The sequence below is a fragment of the Kitasatospora paranensis genome (assembly GCF_039544005.1).
GTDB lineage: Bacteria > Actinomycetota > Actinomycetes > Streptomycetales > Streptomycetaceae > Kitasatospora > Kitasatospora paranensis.
The window spans coordinates 6,405,526-6,422,481 of the sequence record NZ_BAABKV010000001.1 but is presented as its reverse complement, the minus strand read 5'-3'; the positions used below and the strand labels follow the sequence as shown (position 1 = coordinate 6,422,481).

General features: G+C 73.8%; 16 protein-coding genes and 1 pseudogene. 13 read left to right on the top strand and 4 right to left on the bottom strand.

Annotation, left to right across the window (positions count from 1 at the left end; genetic code table 11):
- The first annotated feature begins 83 nt into the window (after positions 1-83).
- The 9 genes from ABEB13_RS30535 to fahA all read left to right on the top strand — a co-directional run bounded on the left by ABEB13_RS30535 (position 84) and on the right by fahA (position 9,727).
- Positions 84-656 (top strand): PadR family transcriptional regulator, encoded by a 573-nt coding sequence (locus ABEB13_RS30535; RefSeq protein WP_345708037.1) that lies wholly within the window; start codon positions 84-86, stop codon positions 654-656.
- Entirely contained in the window at positions 656-2,359 is a 1,704-nt protein-coding gene (locus ABEB13_RS30530; RefSeq protein WP_345708036.1) for an acyl-CoA dehydrogenase family protein, read from the top strand. The genes ABEB13_RS30535 and ABEB13_RS30530 overlap by 1 nt, the downstream gene beginning before the upstream one ends.
- Before the next feature lie 155 nt (positions 2,360-2,514).
- A complete protein-coding gene (locus ABEB13_RS30525) occupies positions 2,515-3,405 on the top strand; it encodes a hypothetical protein (protein WP_345708035.1) in 891 nt (296 codons plus the stop codon).
- A gap of 45 nt (positions 3,406-3,450) precedes the next feature.
- Positions 3,451-3,750: a putative quinol monooxygenase gene (locus ABEB13_RS30520; protein WP_100887838.1), complete on the top strand. Its 300-nt coding sequence runs from the start codon at positions 3,451-3,453 to the stop codon at positions 3,748-3,750.
- Between the two features lie 71 nt (positions 3,751-3,821).
- On the top strand, positions 3,822-5,126 hold the full coding sequence (locus tag ABEB13_RS30515) for a phosphoribosyltransferase family protein (protein ID WP_345708034.1): 1,305 nt from the start codon (positions 3,822-3,824) through the stop codon (positions 5,124-5,126).
- A 153-nt stretch (positions 5,127-5,279) separates the two neighbouring features.
- Positions 5,280-6,488, top strand: a complete 1,209-nt coding sequence (gene hppD, locus ABEB13_RS30510) for a 4-hydroxyphenylpyruvate dioxygenase (RefSeq protein ID WP_345708033.1) — start codon at positions 5,280-5,282, stop codon at positions 6,486-6,488.
- A gap of 24 nt (positions 6,489-6,512) precedes the next feature.
- On the top strand, positions 6,513-7,712 hold the full coding sequence (locus tag ABEB13_RS30505) for a homogentisate 1,2-dioxygenase (RefSeq protein WP_345708032.1): 1,200 nt from the start codon (positions 6,513-6,515) through the stop codon (positions 7,710-7,712).
- A gap of 453 nt (positions 7,713-8,165) precedes the next feature.
- Entirely contained in the window at positions 8,166-8,522 is a 357-nt protein-coding gene (locus ABEB13_RS30500; protein ID WP_345708031.1) for a hypothetical protein, read from the top strand.
- On the top strand, positions 8,519-9,727 hold the full coding sequence (gene fahA / locus ABEB13_RS30495; RefSeq protein ID WP_345708030.1) for a fumarylacetoacetase: 1,209 nt from the start codon (positions 8,519-8,521) through the stop codon (positions 9,725-9,727). Before ABEB13_RS30500 ends, fahA begins: the two co-directional genes overlap by 4 nt.
- A 39-nt stretch (positions 9,728-9,766) precedes the next feature.
- Here fahA and ABEB13_RS30490 read toward each other — a convergent pair whose 3' ends face one another.
- Positions 9,767-10,366: a hypothetical protein gene (locus ABEB13_RS30490; RefSeq protein ID WP_345708029.1), complete on the bottom strand. Its 600-nt coding sequence runs from the start codon at positions 10,364-10,366 to the stop codon at positions 9,767-9,769.
- An 85-nt stretch (positions 10,367-10,451) separates the two neighbouring features.
- Here ABEB13_RS30490 and ABEB13_RS30485 point away from each other — a divergent pair, with 85 nt between their 5' ends.
- The 3 genes and pseudogenes from ABEB13_RS30485 to ABEB13_RS30475 all read left to right on the top strand — a co-directional run bounded on the left by ABEB13_RS30485 (position 10,452) and on the right by ABEB13_RS30475 (position 13,305).
- On the top strand, positions 10,452-11,486 hold the full coding sequence (locus ABEB13_RS30485) for an enoyl-CoA hydratase/isomerase family protein (RefSeq protein WP_345708028.1): 1,035 nt from the start codon (positions 10,452-10,454) through the stop codon (positions 11,484-11,486).
- A gap of 106 nt (positions 11,487-11,592) precedes the next feature.
- Positions 11,593-12,368: pseudogene (locus ABEB13_RS30480) on the top strand (enoyl-CoA hydratase).
- Between the two features lie 112 nt (positions 12,369-12,480).
- Positions 12,481-13,305 carry a VWA domain-containing protein gene (locus ABEB13_RS30475; RefSeq protein WP_345708027.1) on the top strand — a complete coding sequence of 275 codons (825 nt, stop codon included), beginning with the start codon at positions 12,481-12,483 and terminating at the stop codon, positions 13,303-13,305.
- Here ABEB13_RS30475 and ABEB13_RS30470 read toward each other — a convergent pair.
- Both ABEB13_RS30470 and ABEB13_RS30465 read right to left on the bottom strand, forming a co-directional pair.
- The gene (locus ABEB13_RS30470; protein ID WP_345708026.1) at positions 13,295-14,170 is read right to left on the bottom strand and encodes an NAD-binding protein; all 876 of its coding nucleotides are present in this window, start codon (positions 14,168-14,170) and stop codon (positions 13,295-13,297) included. The genes ABEB13_RS30475 and ABEB13_RS30470 overlap by 11 nt on opposite strands.
- Complete coding sequence (locus ABEB13_RS30465; protein WP_345708025.1) at positions 14,164-15,150, bottom strand: NAD-binding protein; 987 nt, start codon at positions 15,148-15,150, stop codon at positions 14,164-14,166. Before ABEB13_RS30465 ends, ABEB13_RS30470 begins: the two co-directional genes overlap by 7 nt.
- 184 nt (positions 15,151-15,334) lie before the next feature.
- Between ABEB13_RS30465 and ABEB13_RS30460 the strand changes: the two genes are divergently transcribed.
- Positions 15,335-16,219 carry an IS5 family transposase gene (locus ABEB13_RS30460; protein WP_345709548.1) on the top strand — a complete coding sequence of 295 codons (885 nt, stop codon included), beginning with the start codon at positions 15,335-15,337 and terminating at the stop codon, positions 16,217-16,219.
- 23 nt (positions 16,220-16,242) lie between these two features.
- Here the strand turns inward: ABEB13_RS30460 and ABEB13_RS30455 are convergent, their stop codons facing one another.
- The gene (locus ABEB13_RS30455) at positions 16,243-16,866 is read right to left on the bottom strand and encodes a LysE family translocator (protein ID WP_345708024.1); all 624 of its coding nucleotides are present in this window, start codon (positions 16,864-16,866) and stop codon (positions 16,243-16,245) included.
- Between the last annotated feature and the right edge of the window lie 90 nt (positions 16,867-16,956).

The following is a 16,956-nucleotide window of genomic DNA, read 5'->3' as shown; positions in this document are numbered from 1 at the left end:
CGCGGGCGCCCGCCGCGTGAGGTGCGTCTCACCGCGCCGCACCCGGATTGCCTATGCAACTCGTTGCATAGCAGGATGCGGGCATGGCACTGGAGCACGCGATCCTCGTCTCCCTCCTGGAGCAGCCCGGCTCGGGGTACGAGCTGGCCCGACGGTTCGACCGGTCCATCGGGCGCTTCTGGACCGCCACCCACCAGCAGATCTACCGGGTGCTGCGGCGGATGGAGGCGGACGGCTGGGTCGCCGGGCAGGAGATCGCCCAGGACGGAAGGCCGGACAAGAAGGTCTGGTCGGGCACCGCCGCCGGGCGGCGCGCCCTGGTCGACTGGCTGCACGAGCCGGTCGAGCCGGAGACCGTCCGGCACGAGCTGGCCGTGAAGATCCGGGCGGCCGCGTTCGACGACCCGTCCGCACTGGTCCCCGAGGTGGAGCGGCACCGCGCCGAGCACGCGGCGCTGCTGGAGCGCTACCTCGTGGGCGAGCGGCGCGACTTCCCCGACCCGGCCGCACTCGACGACCAGCAGCGCCTCCAGCACGTGGTGCTGCGCGGCGGCATCGAGTACGAGCGGATGATCCTCGCCTGGCTGGACGACGTGCTCGCCACCCTGCACCGCCTCGGCACACCGCCCCCGACACCCTCGACCCCCGGGACCTGATGATGCTGTTCAACCCGCGCACCTACGACCCCGCGCAGTTCGACGACACCACCCGCCGGCTGCTGCGCGCCACCGTCGACTGGTTCGAGTCGCGCGGCAAGAAGGCGCTGATCGACACCTACATCGACCGCTCGTGGTACGGCGACTTCCTCGAGTTCGCCGCCAAGGAGGGCCTGTTCGCGGAGTTCCTGACGCCGTCCTCGGCCGACCCGGCGAAGCGCTGGGACACCGCGCGGATCGCCGAGCTGAACGAGATCCTCGGCTTCTACGGCCTCGGCTACTGGTACACCTGGCAGGTCACCATCCTCGGCCTCGGCCCGGTCTGGCAGAGCGAGAACGAGGCCGTCCGGGCCCGGGCGGCGAAGCTGCTGACGGAGGGCCACGTGATGGCGTTCGGCCTCTCCGAGCGCAGCCACGGCGCGGACATCTACTCCACCGACATGATCCTCACCCCGGACGGCGACGGCGGGTTCACCGCGACCGGCGCCAAGTACTACATCGGCAACGGCAACGTGGCCGGCCTGGTCTCGGTCTTCGGCCGCCGCTCGGACGTCGAGGGCCCCGAGGGGTACGTCTTCTTCGCCGCGGACAGCCGGCACGAGGCCTACCACCTGGTCAAGAACGTCGTGAACGCGCAGATGTACGTCAGCGAGTTCCGCCTGGAGGACTACCCCGTCCGCGCCGAGGACGTGCTGCACACCGGCAAGGCCGCCTTCGACGCGGCGCTGAACACCGTCAACGTCGGCAAGTTCAACCTCTGCACCGCCTCGGTCGGCATCTGCGAGCACGCGATGTACGAGGCCGTCACGCACGCCCGCAACCGGGTGCTCTACGGCCGCCCGGTCACCGACTTCCCGCACGTGCGGCGCGAGTTGACCGACGCGTACGCCCGGCTCGCCGCGATGAAGCTGTTCAGCGCGCGGGCGGTGGACTACTTCCGCACCGCCTCGCCGGAGGACCGCCGCTACCTGCTCTTCAACCCGATGACCAAGATGAAGGTCACCACCGAGGGCGAGAAGGTCATCGACCTGATGTGGGACGTCATCGCGGCCAAGGGCTTCGAGGCGGACACCTACTTCGACAAGGCCGCCAAGGACATCCGCGGCCTGCCGAAGCTGGAGGGCACCGTCCACGTCAACCTGGCGCTGATCCTCAAGTTCATGGGCAACTACCTCTTCGCGCCGGCCGAGTTCGAGGCGGTGCCGAGCCGGCTGGACGCCGCCGACGACGCCTTCCTGTTCCGGCAGGGCCCGGCCCGGGGCCTGGGCGCGATCCGCTTCCACGACTGGCGGACGGCGTACGACGCGCACGCCGCGGTGCCGAACGTGGCACGGTTCCGCGAGCAGGCGGACGGGCTCTGCGCGCTGCTGCTGGCCCACGCGCCGAGCGCCGAGCAGCAGCAGGACCTCGACTTCCTGCTGGAGATCGGCCAGCTGTTCGCCCTGGTGGTCTACGGCCAGCTGGTGCTGGAGCAGGCCGGGCTGACCGGGCTCGACGCCGACGTCCTGGACCAGATCTTCGACGCGCTGGTGCGGGACTTCTCCGCGCACGCCACCGAGCTGCACGGCAAGGCCTCCACCACCGAGGAGCAGGCGGCCTGGGCGCTGGCGCACGTCCGCCGCCCGGTCGCCGACGCGGCCCGCGGCGAGCGGGTGTGGGCCCTGGTCGAGGCGCTGTCCGGCGCGTACGCGATGCAGCCGTAGGACGGCCCGCCGCGCGGGGGTGCCGGACGGGCGCCCCGCGCACGGCGGAACTGACACCGGGTCACGCCCGCCACGGACGGAGCATCAGATCGGGCCGCGGCCCGGCGGGCGCGGCACAGTGGCCCTCAGTACCGTCCAGCTGAAAGGCCGTCGGCATGCCGCCGAATCCGCGAACCCAGACCGTCCGCCGCGCCCTGGCCGCCGCCGCGCTGGCGGCGGCCCTGCTGCCGGCCGCCCCCGCTGTCGCCGCCCCGCAGGTCCGCACCTCGTACGGCCGGCCGGTGCCGCTCGGCGAGGGCGCCGCGCACACCTACGTGCAGCTGGCCGGTGACCGGCCGGTCGCCATCGGGGTGGCCCTCACCCGGGGCGCACTGGACGGCCTGCCGACCGAGCCCGCCGACGGGAAGCACTGCTTCGACCGGGACGGCGACGGCACGATCGACCCGATGAAGGAGTGCGCGGGCGGCCACGAGTACCCGCTGCAGCTGCCCGACGCGCTGCGCCGGCTGCCCGGCAGCCCGCTGACCTTCGCCCTGCTGGACTGGGACCCGGCCGGCCACGGCCCGCCGCACGTCTACGACCACCCGCACTTCGACGTGCACTTCTACCTGCAGTCGGACGCCGAGCGGCAGGCCATCCGGCCCGGGCCCTGCGGGATCCTGATCAACTGCGACGACTACGCCACCGCGACCCGCCCGCTGCCGGCGCAGTACCTCCCGGCCGACTACTCGGACAAGGGCCTCGCCCAGGTCGCGATGGGCAACCACCTCACCGACCTGACCGGTGAGGAGTGGCACGGGCACGCCTTCTCCCGGACGTTCGTCTACGGCGTCTACGACGCCCGGATCACCTTCCTGGAGCCCATGGTCGCGCTCTCCGACCTGCGGGCCGCCGAGAGCGGCGACCCGGCCGCGGAGTGCCGCCCGGTCAAGCAGCCGAGCGCCTGGCAGCAGCCCGGCTGGTACCCGCGGCAGTACTGCGTGCGCCACCGGCCGGAGAGCGGCGAGTACACCGTCTCGCTGGAGGACTTCGCCCGGCACGCGTGAGCCGCCGTCCCCGTTCGCCCCGTCCCCACCCCCGGAGGTCCCGCCATGTCCCCCATCGGCCTGCTCGCCCGGATCGAGGCCAAGCCCGAGCACGCGGAGGAGGTCGCCGAGCTGCTCATCGGCGCCCTGCCGCTCGCCCAGGAGGAGGTGGCGACCCGGACGTGGTTCGCCTTCCGGGAGAGCGCGACCGTCTTCGGCATCTTCGACACCTTCGACGACGAGGCCGGGCGCACCGCCCACCTCCAGGGGCCGATCGCCGCGGCCCTGATGGAGGCCGCCCCGAGGCTGCTCGCCGCCCCGCCCGACATCCGCCGGGTGGACGTGCTGGCGGCCGCCCTGCCGTAGCCCGCGGCCCCGGCCCGGCCGGACGTACGGTGGGAGGTGGGGAGGCTCAGCCGCACGTGGAGAGGCTCGCCATGATCTACAGCGACCGCACCGACGCGGGACGCCGGCTGGCCGCCGAGCTGACGCGGTGGCGTGGCGCGGACGCCGTGGTGGTGGCGCTGCCCCGGGGCGGCGTCCCGGTCGCCGACGAGGTGGCCCGGGCGCTCGGGGCCCCGCTCGACATCTGCGTGATCCGCAAGCTCGGCGTGCCGTTCCAGCCCGAGCTGGGTATGGGCGCGATCGGCGAGGACGGCGCCCGGGTGCTCAACGACGAGGTGATGCGGAGCGCCCGGATCACCCCCGAGCAGCTGGCCCGCGTCGAGGAGGCGGAGCGCGCCGAGCTGGAGCGGCGGGCCGGGCGCTACCGGCGCGGCCGCCCTCCCGTCCCGCTGCAGGGGCGCCCCGTGATCGTGGTGGACGACGGGGTGGCGACCGGGTCCACGGCGCTGGCCGCCTGCCGGATCGTCCGGGCGCGGGGCGCCGCCCACGTGGTACTGGCGGTGCCGGTGGCGCCGCGGGACTGGGCGGAGCGGCTCGACCGGGACGCGGACGAGCTGGTCTGCCCGTACACCCCGGCGGTGTTCTGGGCGATCGGCGAGTTCTACCGGGACTTCGCGCAGACCCCGGACGAGGAGGTGGAGCGGCTGCTCGACGCGGCGGCGGCGCGGGCGGGCGGCGGCGGCACCGCCTCGGAGACCGTCCTGACGGCGGCCGGGGTCCGGCTGCCGGGCCGGCTGACCGTCCCGCAGGGCGCCACCGGGCTGGTGCTGTTCGCGCACGGCAGCGGCAGCAGCCGGCACAGCCCGCGCAACCGGTACGTCGCCGCCGAGCTCCACCGGGCGGGCCTGGGCACGTTGCTGTTCGACCTGCTGACCGCCGAGGAGGAGCCCGACCGGGCGAAGGTGTTCGACCCGCCGCTGCTCGGAGCCCGGCTGGCGTCCGCGACCCGCGAGGTGGCCGACCGGCCGGAGTGCGCCGGGCTGCCGGTCGGGTACTTCGGGGCGAGCACCGGCGCCGCCGCGGCGCTGTGGGCGGCCGCGGAACCCGGTGCCCGGGTGGCCGCGGTGGTCTCGCGCGGCGGCCGGCCCGACCTCGCCGGGCCCCGGCTGGCCCACGTCCGGGCGCCGACCCTGCTGGTGGTCGGCGGCGCGGACGCGACCGTGCTCGCGCTGAACCGCACCGCACTGGCGGGGCTGGGCGGCGAACGGGAGCTGGCCGTCGTCCCGCGGGCCGGCCACCTCTTCGAGGAGCCGGGCACGCTTGAGCAGGTCGCCCGGCTGGCGGTGGAGTGGTTCACTCGACATCTGGGGAAGGCGGCCTCCGACTGGGCAATCTGACCAGCCGGCCCGGCCTCTACCTGCTCACCTTGTACACATTGATCAGTGGAAAACGGACCTGTTGCCCAGCCTCCCGACCGGAGGCAAGCTCTGCGCAACCGCACCCGCCGACACCCCCGGCCGTGCGGAGTACCTCAACGTGGAGGAGCACCGATGACCGCCAACGCCGTGGAACTCACCCCCGAGGAGCTGGAGGCCGGCCTCGACGCCGAGCAGCTGCGCACCCTCGTCGGGCTGGTCGAGCACGACTCCGCGGGCGACCCCTTCCCGGTCACCGCCCAGGACGCGGTCGTCTTCGTCGTCGGCAACGCCACCCAGACCGCCCAGTTCTACCAGGCCGTGTTCGGCATGGAGCTGGTCGCCTACTCCGGCCCCGAGACCGGCCGCCGCGACCGCAAGGCGTTCGTGCTGCGCTCCGGCTCCTGCCGGTTCGTGATCAAGGGCGGGGTGTCCCCCGACAGCGCCCTGCTCGACCACCACCGCCGGCACGGCGACGGCGTGGTCGACCTCGCGCTGGAGGTCCCGGACGTCGACAAGTGCATCGCGCACGCCCGCGCCCAGGGCGCGACGATCCTGGAGGAGCCGAACGACGTCTCCGACGAGAACGGCACCGTCCGGCGTGCCGCCATCGCCACCTACGGCGAGACCCGGCACACCCTGATCGACCGCTCCGGCTACCGCGGCCCCTACCTGCCGGGGTACGTGGTGGCCGAGTCGAAGGTGCAGCGCCCGGCCGGTGCGCCCAAGCGCCTGTTCCAGGCCCTGGACCACGCGGTCGGCAACGTCGAGCTCGGCCGGATGAACGAGTGGGTCTCGTTCTACAACCGGGTGATGGGCTTCGTGAACATGGCCGAGTTCGTCGGCGACGACATCGCCACCGAGTACTCGGCCCTGATGTCCAAGGTCGTCGCCAGCGGCAACCACCGGGTCAAGTTCCCCCTGAACGAGCCGGCCGTCGCGAAGAAGAAGTCGCAGATCGACGAGTACCTGGAGTTCTACACCGGCGCCGGCTGCCAGCACATGGCGCTCGCCACCAACGACATCCTCACCACCGTCGACGTGCTGCGCTCGCGCGGCGTCGAGTTCCTCAACACCCCGGACTCGTACTACGAGGACCCGGAGCTGCGGGAGCGGATCGGCAAGGTGCGGGTGCCGATCGAGGAGCTGAAGAGCCGCGGCATCCTGGTCGACCGGGACGAGGACGGCTACCTGCTGCAGATCTTCACCAAGCCGATCGGCGACCGGCCGACGGTCTTCTACGAGTTCATCGAGCGGCACGGTTCGCTGGGCTTCGGCAAGGGCAACTTCAAGGCGCTCTTCGAGGCGATCGAGCGCGAGCAGGACAAGCGCGGAAACCTCTGACACCACGAGGGAGACCGGGACACCATGGCGCACTACCGGCAGCTGGGCGCGATCCCGCCCAAGCGGCACACCCAGCACCGCACGCCCGAGGGCGGGCTGTACTACGAGGAGCTGATGGGCGAGGAGGGCTTCACGTCCGACTCCTCGCTGCTCTATCACCGGGGCATCCCCTCGGCGATCGTGGACGCCCGGCCGTGGGAGCTGCCGAGCCAGGCCACCACGGCGAACCTTCCGCTGATCCCCCGCCACCTGAAGCTGCACCAGCTCTTCGGCGAGGACTGGAAGGGCGTCGACGTGGTGGCCGGGCGCCGCCTGGTCCTCGGCAACGCCGACGTACGGATCTCCTACGCCGTCGCCGGCGCACCGAGCGAGCTGTACCGCAACGGGCTGGGCGACGAGTGCGTCTACGTCGAGTCGGGCACCGCCGTGCTGGAGACGGTGTTCGGCACGCTGGACGTCGTCCAGGGCGACTACGTGATCATCCCGCGGGCCACCACGCACCGCTGGGTGCCCACCGGCGACGGCCCGCTGCGGGCGTACTGCATCGAGGCCAACAGCCACATCACCCCGCCCAAGCGGTACCTGTCGCGGTTCGGCCAGCTGCTGGAGCACGCGCCGTACTGCGAGCGGGACCTGCGCGGGCCGACCGGGCCGCTGCTGGTGGAGGGCACGGACGTCGACGTCCTGGTGAAGCACCGCGGCCCGAACGGCGTCGCGGGCACCCGCTACACGGTGCCGCACCACCCGTTCGACGTGGTCGGCTGGGACGGCTGCCTCTACCCGTACGCCTTCAACATCGCCGACTTCGAGCCGATCACCGGCCGGATCCACCAGCCGCCGCCGGCCCACCAGGTCTTCGAGGGCAACAACTTCGTCATCTGCAACTTCGTGCCGCGCAAGGTGGACTACCACCCGCTGTCGATCCCCGTGCCGTACTACCACGCCAACGTCGACAGCGACGAGGTGATGTTCTACTGCGGCGGCAACTACGAGGCCCGCAAGGGCTCCGGGATCGGCCAGGGCTCGATCTCGCTGCACCCCGGCGGGCACACCCACGGCCCGCAGCCGGGCGCCTACGAGCGCTCCATCGGCGCCGAGTTCTTCGACGAACTCGCCGTCATGGTCGACACGTTCCGGCCGCTGGAGCTCGGCGAGGGCGGCACCGCGAGCGAGGACCCGGGCTACCCGTGGACGTGGTCGGGCGGGCGAGGGCCGGCCCGATGAGCGTCCCCGCCCTGTACCGGGGGCTCTTCGACGACGCCGCGGTCTTCCCGCCCGGCGACCTGCCGCTCCGCCGGGCGGTGCCCGCGCACCTCGGCCACCGCTCCGCCTGGTACGCGGACGCGGTCGGCCCGTTCCTCTGCGGGCCGGCGCTCGCCGACGAGTTGGCGCAGCTCGGCACCGGGATCCCGGTCGGGCTGGTGCTGCCGGGGGCAGCTCGGGCCCGACCGCGGCACTGTCCGCGACCGCGGCCCTCGACGTGGTGGGCGTCGAGATCGCGGCCGCGGACGTCGCCGCCACCGTCGGCGAGCTCGCCGCCACCCTGCCGGCCGGCATCGCCGCCGCCGTCGAACTCCCGCGCGACGGCGCCCCGGAGAAGTCCTGGACGCCCTCGCCGGCACGCCGTACCGGGCGAAGTACCGCACCGGCGGGCTCACCCCGGCGGCCTTTCCGCCCGTGGCCGAGCTGGCCGCCTTCCTGGTCGGCTGCGCCGAGCGCGGCGTGCCCTACAAGTGCACGGCCGGGCTGCACAACGCCGTCCGGCACACCGACCCGGAGACCGGCGCCGAGCACCACGGCTTCCTGAACGTGCTGCTGGCCGCCGCGGCGGGCAGCGACCGGCGGGCCGTCGAGGAGATCCTGGCCGAGCGCTCCGGTATCGTCCTGTCCGGAGCGGTGATCTCCCTGACGGCACCTCAGATCGCCTCGCTGCGAGGCCTGTTCACATCCTTCGGCACGTGCAGCGTCGCCGAACCGCTCGCCGACCTGGCCGATCTCGGCCTGCTCCGCCCACCCCCGCTGGAGGACCGTTGACCTGGCTCGCCGTCCCGCAGGACTCCCCCTACGGCATCCAGACCCTGCCGTACGGCGTCTTCACCGCCGCCGACCAGCCCGGCCGGCGCCGGGTCGGTGTCCGGATCGGCGATGCGGTGCTGGACGCCGGCGCGGCGGCCCGCGCGGTCGGCTCCGCCGCCGTGCTGCTGGAGGCGGGTTCGCTCAACCCGCTGATGGCGGCCGGGCGTTCGCTGTGGCGCGAAGTCCGGGCCGCGCTCACCGAGTGGCTCACCGACGAGGCGCACCGCCCTGCGGTCGAACCCTGCCTGCTGCCGCTGGCCGAGGTCGAGCTGCACCTGCCGTTCGAGGTCGCGGACTACGTCGACTTCTACGCCTCCGAGCACCACGCCACCAACCTCGGCCGGATCTTCCGCCCCGGGTCGGAGCCGCTCACACCCAACTGGAAGCACCTGCCGATCGGGTACCACGGCCGGGCCGGCACGGTGGTCGTCTCCGGCACACCGGTCGTGCGGCCGCACGGGCAGCGCAAGGCGCCCACCGAGCCGCTGCCCTCCTTCGGCCCGACCCGGCGGCTGGACATCGAGGCCGAGGTCGGCTTCGTGGTCGGCACCCCCAGCGCGCTCGGGACCGCCGTCCCGCTGGCGGACTTCCGCGAGCACGTGTTCGGTGTCTGCCTGCTCAACGACTGGTCCGCCCGGGACATCCAGGCCTGGGAGTACGTCCCGCTCGGCCCGTTCCTCGGCAAGTCCTTCGCCACCTCCGTCTCCCCCTGGGTGGTGCCGCTGGACGCCCTGGAGCACGCCCGGGTCGCCCCGCCCGCCCGCGACGTGGAGCCGCTCGGCTACCTCGACGACCGCGGCGGCGAGCCCTGGGGACTCGACCTCGCCATGGAGGTCGCGCTCAACGGGCACCGGATCTCCCGGCCGCCGTTCGCCACCATGTACTGGACCGGCGCCCAGCAGCTCGCCCACCTCACCGCCAACGGCGCCTCGCTGCGGACGGGCGACCTCTTCGCCTCCGGCACCGTCAGCGGGCCGGAGCCGGAGACCCGCGGTGCCCTGATCGAGCTCACCTGGAACGGCGAGCACCCGATCAAGCTCGCCGACGGCACCGCCCGGACCTTCCTGGAGGACGGCGACGAGGTCGTCATCACCGCCACCGCCCCCGGCCCGGACGGCACCCGGATCGGCTTCGGCGAGGTCACCGGCCGGATCGTTCCGTAGGGCCGGCCCCTCCCCGCCGCCCGCCGTCCTGGACCCGGGTCACGCCGCGTGCACCGGACAGAACGGCGGGCGGAACGGCCGCTGCGCGCCGCGGACCGGCCGCAGGTCGGCATGCCAGCGGCCGTCGATCACGCCGCGGTGCAGGTCGACCAGGCGGTTGGTGCCGCCGAGCACGTGCCGCCGGTACGCGGCCACCACCGGGGCGTCGGGGCCGACCAGGCCCTCCACCACGTCCTCCAGGAAGCAGATCGGGCAGCCGTGGGTCAGCATCGCCCCCTCGTCGCGGACCCCGGTCAGCAGCAGGGCGCCACCCGGGGCGACACCCAGCAGGATCTGCTCCGGCGGCGCGTCCCCGGCCGCCGCCGCCAGCACCTCGGCCCGCAGCACCTGCGGGTCGGCCGGCCGTATCCGGCGCCCCACCGCGATGCCCATCGCCAGGTTGGCCGCGCAGACCAGGATGACCACCCCCACCAGCCACAGCAGCCAGACCGGGCCGTCGCCGAGCCCGCGCCAGGCCGCCGCCACCGCGGCCACCGCCACGATCGGCACCCGCAGCCCGACCGGCGGCCGCCCCACCAGCATCGCCACCAGCGTGACCGCCAGCACGGCCCCCACCAGTGCGTCCAGCACCGTCCCCATCCGCTCCCCCTCGGTGTCGGCCGGCCCGGCGGCCGGTCACCCGTATCGTTTCCCGCGGCACGGCATTCGAGACGGGAGAGACCTCATGAGTGTGGAATTCGGGCAGGACGGCCGGGTCGGCCGGATCGTCCTGGACCGCCCGAGGGCGCTCAACGCACTGACCCACCCGATGCTGACCGCGATCGGCGACACCCTGCGGGCCTGGGCCGACGACGACTCCGTCCGGGCGGTCGTGCTGACCGGCGCCGGGGAGCGCGGGCTGTGCGCCGGTGCCGACATCCGGGTGCTGCACGACGACGCCAAGGCCGGCGGCGAGGGCGCGCGGGTGTTCTTCCGCGACGAGTACCGGCTCAACCTCCTGATCTCGCGCTACCCGAAGCCGTACGTGGCGGTGATGGACGGCATCACCATGGGCGGCGGCGTGGGGCTGTCCGCGCACGGCTCCGTCCGGATCGTCACCGAGCGCTCCCGGGTCGCGATGCCGGAGACCCGGATCGGCCTGGTGCCCGACGTCGGCGGCAGCCGCCTGCTGGCGCGGGCCCCCGGTGAGCTCGGCACCCACCTGGCCCTGACCTCCGCCTCGATGGGCCCGGGCGACGCCCTGCTCTGCGGCTTCGCCGACCACTACGTGCCCTCCGCCGAACTGCCCGCCCTGCTCGCCGCCCTGGCCGACCGCACCCCCGCCGAGGCGCTCGCCGGACACACCGCCCAGGCCCCCGCCGCCGACCTGGCCGCCCGGCGCGGATGGATCGACACCTGCTACGCCGCCGACACCGTCGAGGAGATCCTCGACCGGCTCGACGCCGCCGGCGACCCGGACGCCAAGGAGGCCGCCGAGCAGATCCGCGGCCTGTCGCCGACCGCCGTCAAGGTGGCCCTCGCCGCCCTGCGCCGCGCCCGTACGCACACCTCGCTGGCCGAGACCCTGGAACAGGAGTACCTGGTCTCCTGCGCCGCCCTCGACTCGCACGACCTGGTGGAGGGGATCCGCGCGCAGGTGGTCGACAAGGACCGTGACCCGAAGTGGCGGCCGGCCACCCTCGCCGAGGTCGGCGAGCCGGACGTCGCCCGGTACTTCACGGGGCCGGCGCTGCGGCTCGACCGGACACCGCCGGCGTGACCTCCGTCTCGCCTGGCGAGACTGGCGCACCGACCGGCCGGTCGGAGATCGTGTTCACCGTGAGGGCGCGCGCCGTGCCACCGCGCAACGAAGGGAATCAACGACGATGACCGCGTACGAGACGATCCTGGTCGACCGCAAGGGCCGGGTCGGCCTGATCACGCTCAACCGGCCGAAGGCGCTGAACGCGCTCAACTCGCAGCTGATGAACGAGGTCGTGGAGGCCGCCACGGCCTTCGACCGCGACCCGGAGATCGGCTGTCTGGTCATCACCGGCTCGGAGAAGGCGTTCGCGGCCGGCGCCGACATCAAGGAGATGCAGGACAACCGCTTCCCGGACGTCTACCTGGACGACTGGCTCGGCCCCTGGGACCGGCTCGGACAGCTGCACAAGCCCGTCGTCGCGGCGGTCGCCGGCTACGCGCTGGGCGGCGGCTGCGAGCTGGCCATGCTGTGCGACATCCTGCTCGCCGCCGACACCGCGAGGTTCGGCCAGCCGGAGATCAAGCTCGGCGTCATCCCGGGCATCGGCGGCTCGCAGCGGCTCACCCGGGCGATCGGCAAGGCCAAGGCGATGGAACTCTGCCTGACCGGCCGGATGATGGGCGCCGAGGAGGCCGAGCGGGCCGGCCTGGTCTCCCGGATCGTTCCCGCGGCGGACCTGCTCGACGAGGCGATGGCGGTCGCGGAGACCGTCGCCGCGATGTCCGCGCCGGCCGCGGTGATGATGAAGGAGAGCGTCAACCGCGCCTTCGAGACCACCCTCGCCGAGGGGTGCGCTTCGAGCGCCGGCTCTTCCACGCGGCGTTCGCCACGGCCGACCAGAAGGAGGGCATGGCGGCCTTCGCCGAGAAGCGCACGCCGGACTTCCGGCACCGCTGACGTCCTGACGGCCCGCCGGCCCGGCCGGCGGGCCGCGGCATCCGTCACCGTCATTGCGCCCCGCGGCCGGGGCTGCGACGATCTCTCCCTGCATCGAAGCAAGGGGGCTCCCATGTGGCCGTTTCGCCGTCGCCGTACCGCTGCCGTACCGCCCGCAGCCGCAGTCGCACCGCCGACCGCGCCCTCGCCCGCGACCGACGCGGGCTCCGGGCCCGCGGCGTCCGCGCCGGCGATCAGCCTGGCCAAGCTGCAGGCCGACGCACCCGCCCTGGTCTCGCTGTACAAGACCGCCGGGGTGTCGCTGCGCAAGCAGGGGCTCGACGGCCGGCGGGCCGCCGTCTACCTCGTGCTGGACCACTCCGCCTCGATGAGCGGCCTCTACCGGGACGGCTCCGTCCAGCGCCTGGCCGAGCAGTCGCTGGCGCTGTCGGCCAACCTGGACGACGACGGCACGGTGCCGGTGGTGCTCTTCCACGACCGGGCGTACCAGCCGTACGAGGTGGAGATCGGACGGCACGCGGGCGCCGTGGAGCAGGTCCGCAAAGCCGTCGGGGCAACGTTCGGCGGCACCCGGTACGCGCCCGCGATGAAGGCCGTGCTGGACCACTACCGGCGGTGCGGCGCGACCGACCCGGCGTTCGTGATCTTCCAGACCGACGGTGCCGCGTTCGACCGCAAGGCCGTGCTCAAGCTGCTGCGGGACTCCTCGGGCCTGCCGGTGTTCTGGCAGTTCCTCGGCTTCGGCGAGCACGAGGCCAAGCAGTTCGCCTTCCTGCGCTCACTGGCCGCCCTGGACGGCCGCGCCACACCGAACGCCGGCTTCTGCGCGACCGGGCGGCGCCCCCGGGACCTGGCCGACGGCGTGCTCTACGAGCGGCTGCTGGCCGCCTACCCGGCCTGGCTGGCCGCCGCCCGGGCCGCGGGCGTCACGGACTGACCGGGGCGCCGCCCGCCGCGGCCCCGGCCCCGCCGTCGGCGGCCGCCGGCCCGTCCGGCGCGGGTGGCCCGTCCGGCGCGGGTGGCAGCGGGTCGCCGAGCCTGGCCAGGCCGCTGCGGGTCGCGGCGACCACGATCCGGTCGCCCACCTCCAGCCGGCGGGCCCGGTCGGCCGGGTTCCACTGGAGCACGGCGCGGCCGGCCCGCCGCACCGCGATCACCCGGACACCGCCGGGCGCCTCGACGGCGTGCAGGTCCCGGCCGACCGGTCCGGTGCCGGCCTCCACCGCGAGCTCGGCGATCAGCAGCACGTGCCGGTAGACCGAGAGCGTGCCGAGCACCTCACGGCCCATCAGCGCGGCGGCGAACGCCGGGGCGGACAGGTAGGAGACCGAGCGGGAGGCGACGTTGCCCAGGGTCGCGTAGACGTGGTGGGCGAAGTCGTCGTCGAACAGCCGCACCACGATCCGTACGTGCGGCTGGACGGCCCTGGCCTCCAGCGCGGCCTCCAGGTTGACCGCGTCGTCGCTGGTCACCGCGGCGAGCGCGCGGGCGCGGTGGATCCGGGCGCGGCGCAGCTGGCTCTCCAGCGGGGCGTCGCCGACCAGCACGGGGATGCCGAGGGCGCGGACGGCGGCGATGCCGCGGGCCTGCGGGTCGCGTTCCACGCAGACCACCGGCACCCCGGTGGCGTGCACCAGCGTCGCGACCCGGGTGCCGACATTGCCGAGGCCGACCACCACGACGTGGCCGCTCACCCCGGCGCCCGGCCCGCGCGGCAGCCCGCGGCGGCCGCTGGCGAGCGCCTCGACGACGATCGCGGTCGCCAGCGGCATGAAGGTGATCCCGCAGAAGGTGATCACCACCTGTGCGACCCGCTGCAGGCTCCCCCGTGGCCGGGGTCGTCGGGCTGGGCCGCACCGGCGAGGTCGAGCAGGGCGAGGTAGACCGACCAGCCGGCGTCCCGGTTCGCCGTCCAGAGGACGACCGTGCTGAGCACCACGGCGACCAGGGCGGTGCCGAGCACCAGGCGCATCCGGGCGCCGGTGACGTAGCGCAGGGCGTCCAGCAGCGTCCAGCGCAGCCGGGACGTCCAGGGCACGCGCAGCGGCGGCTCGGCGGTGAGCGCCTGCAGCGCGGCCAGGCCGCCGTGGTCCTCCGGCGTCGTCGGCGGCGCGGCCGACGGGTCCGCCGGGCCGTTGTCGCCCAGGCGGCGGGCCAGGGCGATGAACTCGGCGGCCCGGCCGGCGCTGTCCGGCAGCAGGCGCACCCGGGTGAGGTCCCGGCGGTCGATCCGGTCGGCCACCAGGCAGAGCCGGGAGGCAGTGATGTCCTCGTCATGGGCGATGTACAGGTAGCGTCCGTCGACCTCGACCGAGTTGGGGCGGCCGAGCACGCCGTTGGCGAAGGCGGGCGCGGCGGTGGCGGAGCCGGAGAGCGCGGCGCAGTTGGGCAGCAACCGCTCGATGTGCTCGCCGAGGCGCTGGTTGAACACCCTCAGGACGATCCGGATCCCCGGGTTGCGCTCCTCGGCGCCGAGCGCCGCGTGGATGTTCTGCTGGTCGTCGCCGTCGACCAGGGCGATCCCCCGGGCGGTCGCCGCACCGGCCGCCCCCAGGGCCTCGCCGGTGACCGTGCCGTACTCCAGCACGGCGGCGACGCCCGGGAGTTGGGCGATCCGCGGGCCGTGGTCGCGGGACCGGTCGGGCACCAGGGCCACCACCGGCACGTCGTAGTGCTCGGTCAGCTCCACCACCAGCCGGTGGGCGAGCGCGTTGCCCCCGCACACGATGTAGTGCCCGGTTGGCGCCTCGCCCCCGGCGCTCCCCTGCCCGTCCTGCGTCATACCGACGCAGGGTAGGCGCCGCAGTGGTCGGCCAGGCGGCCGGAGTGTGTCCGACGGGTGATCAGTTCGTCTTCGGACAGGGCGATTCGGCCCGGCTCAGAAAGTGTTGGGTAATTGATCAGCTGCATGGAGTGATGCATGGGTTGTGATCTTCGCGGGCGAGGTGTCCGCGAAGATCGCCGCCATGTGTGTCTGTTCGTGTAAGCCGTCCTATGAATCGTCGTTGACGGATGCTCAGTGGGCGGTGATCGAGCCGTTGCTGCCGGAGCGGGACCTGCGTCGGGGTGGCCGTCCGTTGAAGTTCCCGCGCAGGCTGATTGTGGACACCGTGCTGTACGTGCTGGTCAGCGGTTGTGCCTGGCGGCTGGTGCCGCATGACCTGGCGCCGTGGGACGCGGCCTATCGGTGGTTTCGTGCCTGGACGGCGGACGGGACCTGGGACCGGGTCCACGACGCGCTGCGCGAGCGGGTCCGGCTGGCGGACGGCCGGGATCCGCAGCCGTCGGCGGCGGTGCTGGACTCGCAGTCGGCTCGCAGTCACCAGGGCGGGCAGGCGATCGGCTACGACGCGGGCAAGCGTGTGCGTGGCCGCAAGCGGCACCTGCTGGTGGACACCTGTGGACTCGTGCTGCGGGCGGTCGTGCACTCGGCCTCGGTGCAGGACCGGGCGGGCGCGAAGCTGGTCCTTGCCGGGATCCGGAACCTGTTTCCGCAGGTCGGGCTGGTCTGGGTCGACGGCGGCTACGTCAATGTCGTCGATGCCAGCCTGGTCGGCTGGGCGGCGGAGCACGAGAACCTGGAGATCGTCGCGGTGCCGCGGAACGCCGATGTGAAAGGCTTCCGGGTGCTGCCCCGCAGGTGGGTGGTGGAGCGGACTTTCTCCTGGCTGGGGCGGTGCAGACGGTTGGCACGGGACTACGAACGCAAGACCGCGCACGCCGAGGCGATGATCAAGGTTGCGATGATCCGGCTCATGGCCGCTCGCCTCGCCGGCGAGGAGATCGAACCGCGCGGCCCCATCGAGACCGAAGCAGCCCGCCGCCTCGCCGACGACCTCAAAACCGAGTAGTCCCCCGCTTACCCAACACTTTCTCAGGCGCCGGCGGTGACACCGGCGACGAGCAGCAGCAGGACGGCGGAGACCGCGGTCATCCGGCGGGCCGCGGCCGGAGTGGCGCCGAGCCTCGTCCCGGCCCGGCCGGCCGCGAGGGCGACCGCCCCGTAGATGCCGGCGCAGGCCAGCACGTTGACGGCGCCGAGGGCCAGCACCTGGCCGCCGACCGGTAGGCCGGCGGCCGGGTCGACGAACTGCGGGACGAGCGAGAGGTAGAGCAGCAGGCCCTTGGGGTTGAGGAGGGCGGTCAGCATGCTCTGGCGCAGCACGGTGGCGGCGGGCTGCGGCCGGGCCTCGGGCAGCCGCCCGCCGCTGCGGCGCAGCGAGAGCAGCATGGTGAGGGCGAGCACGGCGAGGTAGGCGGCGCCGGCCCAGCGCAGTGCGGGCAGGGCGGCGGGGACGGCCCGCAGGGCGGCGGCGAGGCCGGCCGCGGAGAGCAGGGTGTGCACGGTGTAGCCGGCGCAGACGCCGGCGACGGCGAGCAGCGCCGACCGGCGGCCCTGGCCGAGGCCGCGGGCTGCGATGTACAGCCAGTCCGGCCCGGGGGTGCAGACCAGGAGGAGGTCCACCCCGAGGAAGAGCAGCAGCGCGTGCGCGTCCATGGCACTCCGAGTCGTCGGCCGGATGTCGGCAGGGGATCGTCGGTGACCGAAGGTAGCGGGAATGCCGGGGCAGCCGATGACCTGTCTGTG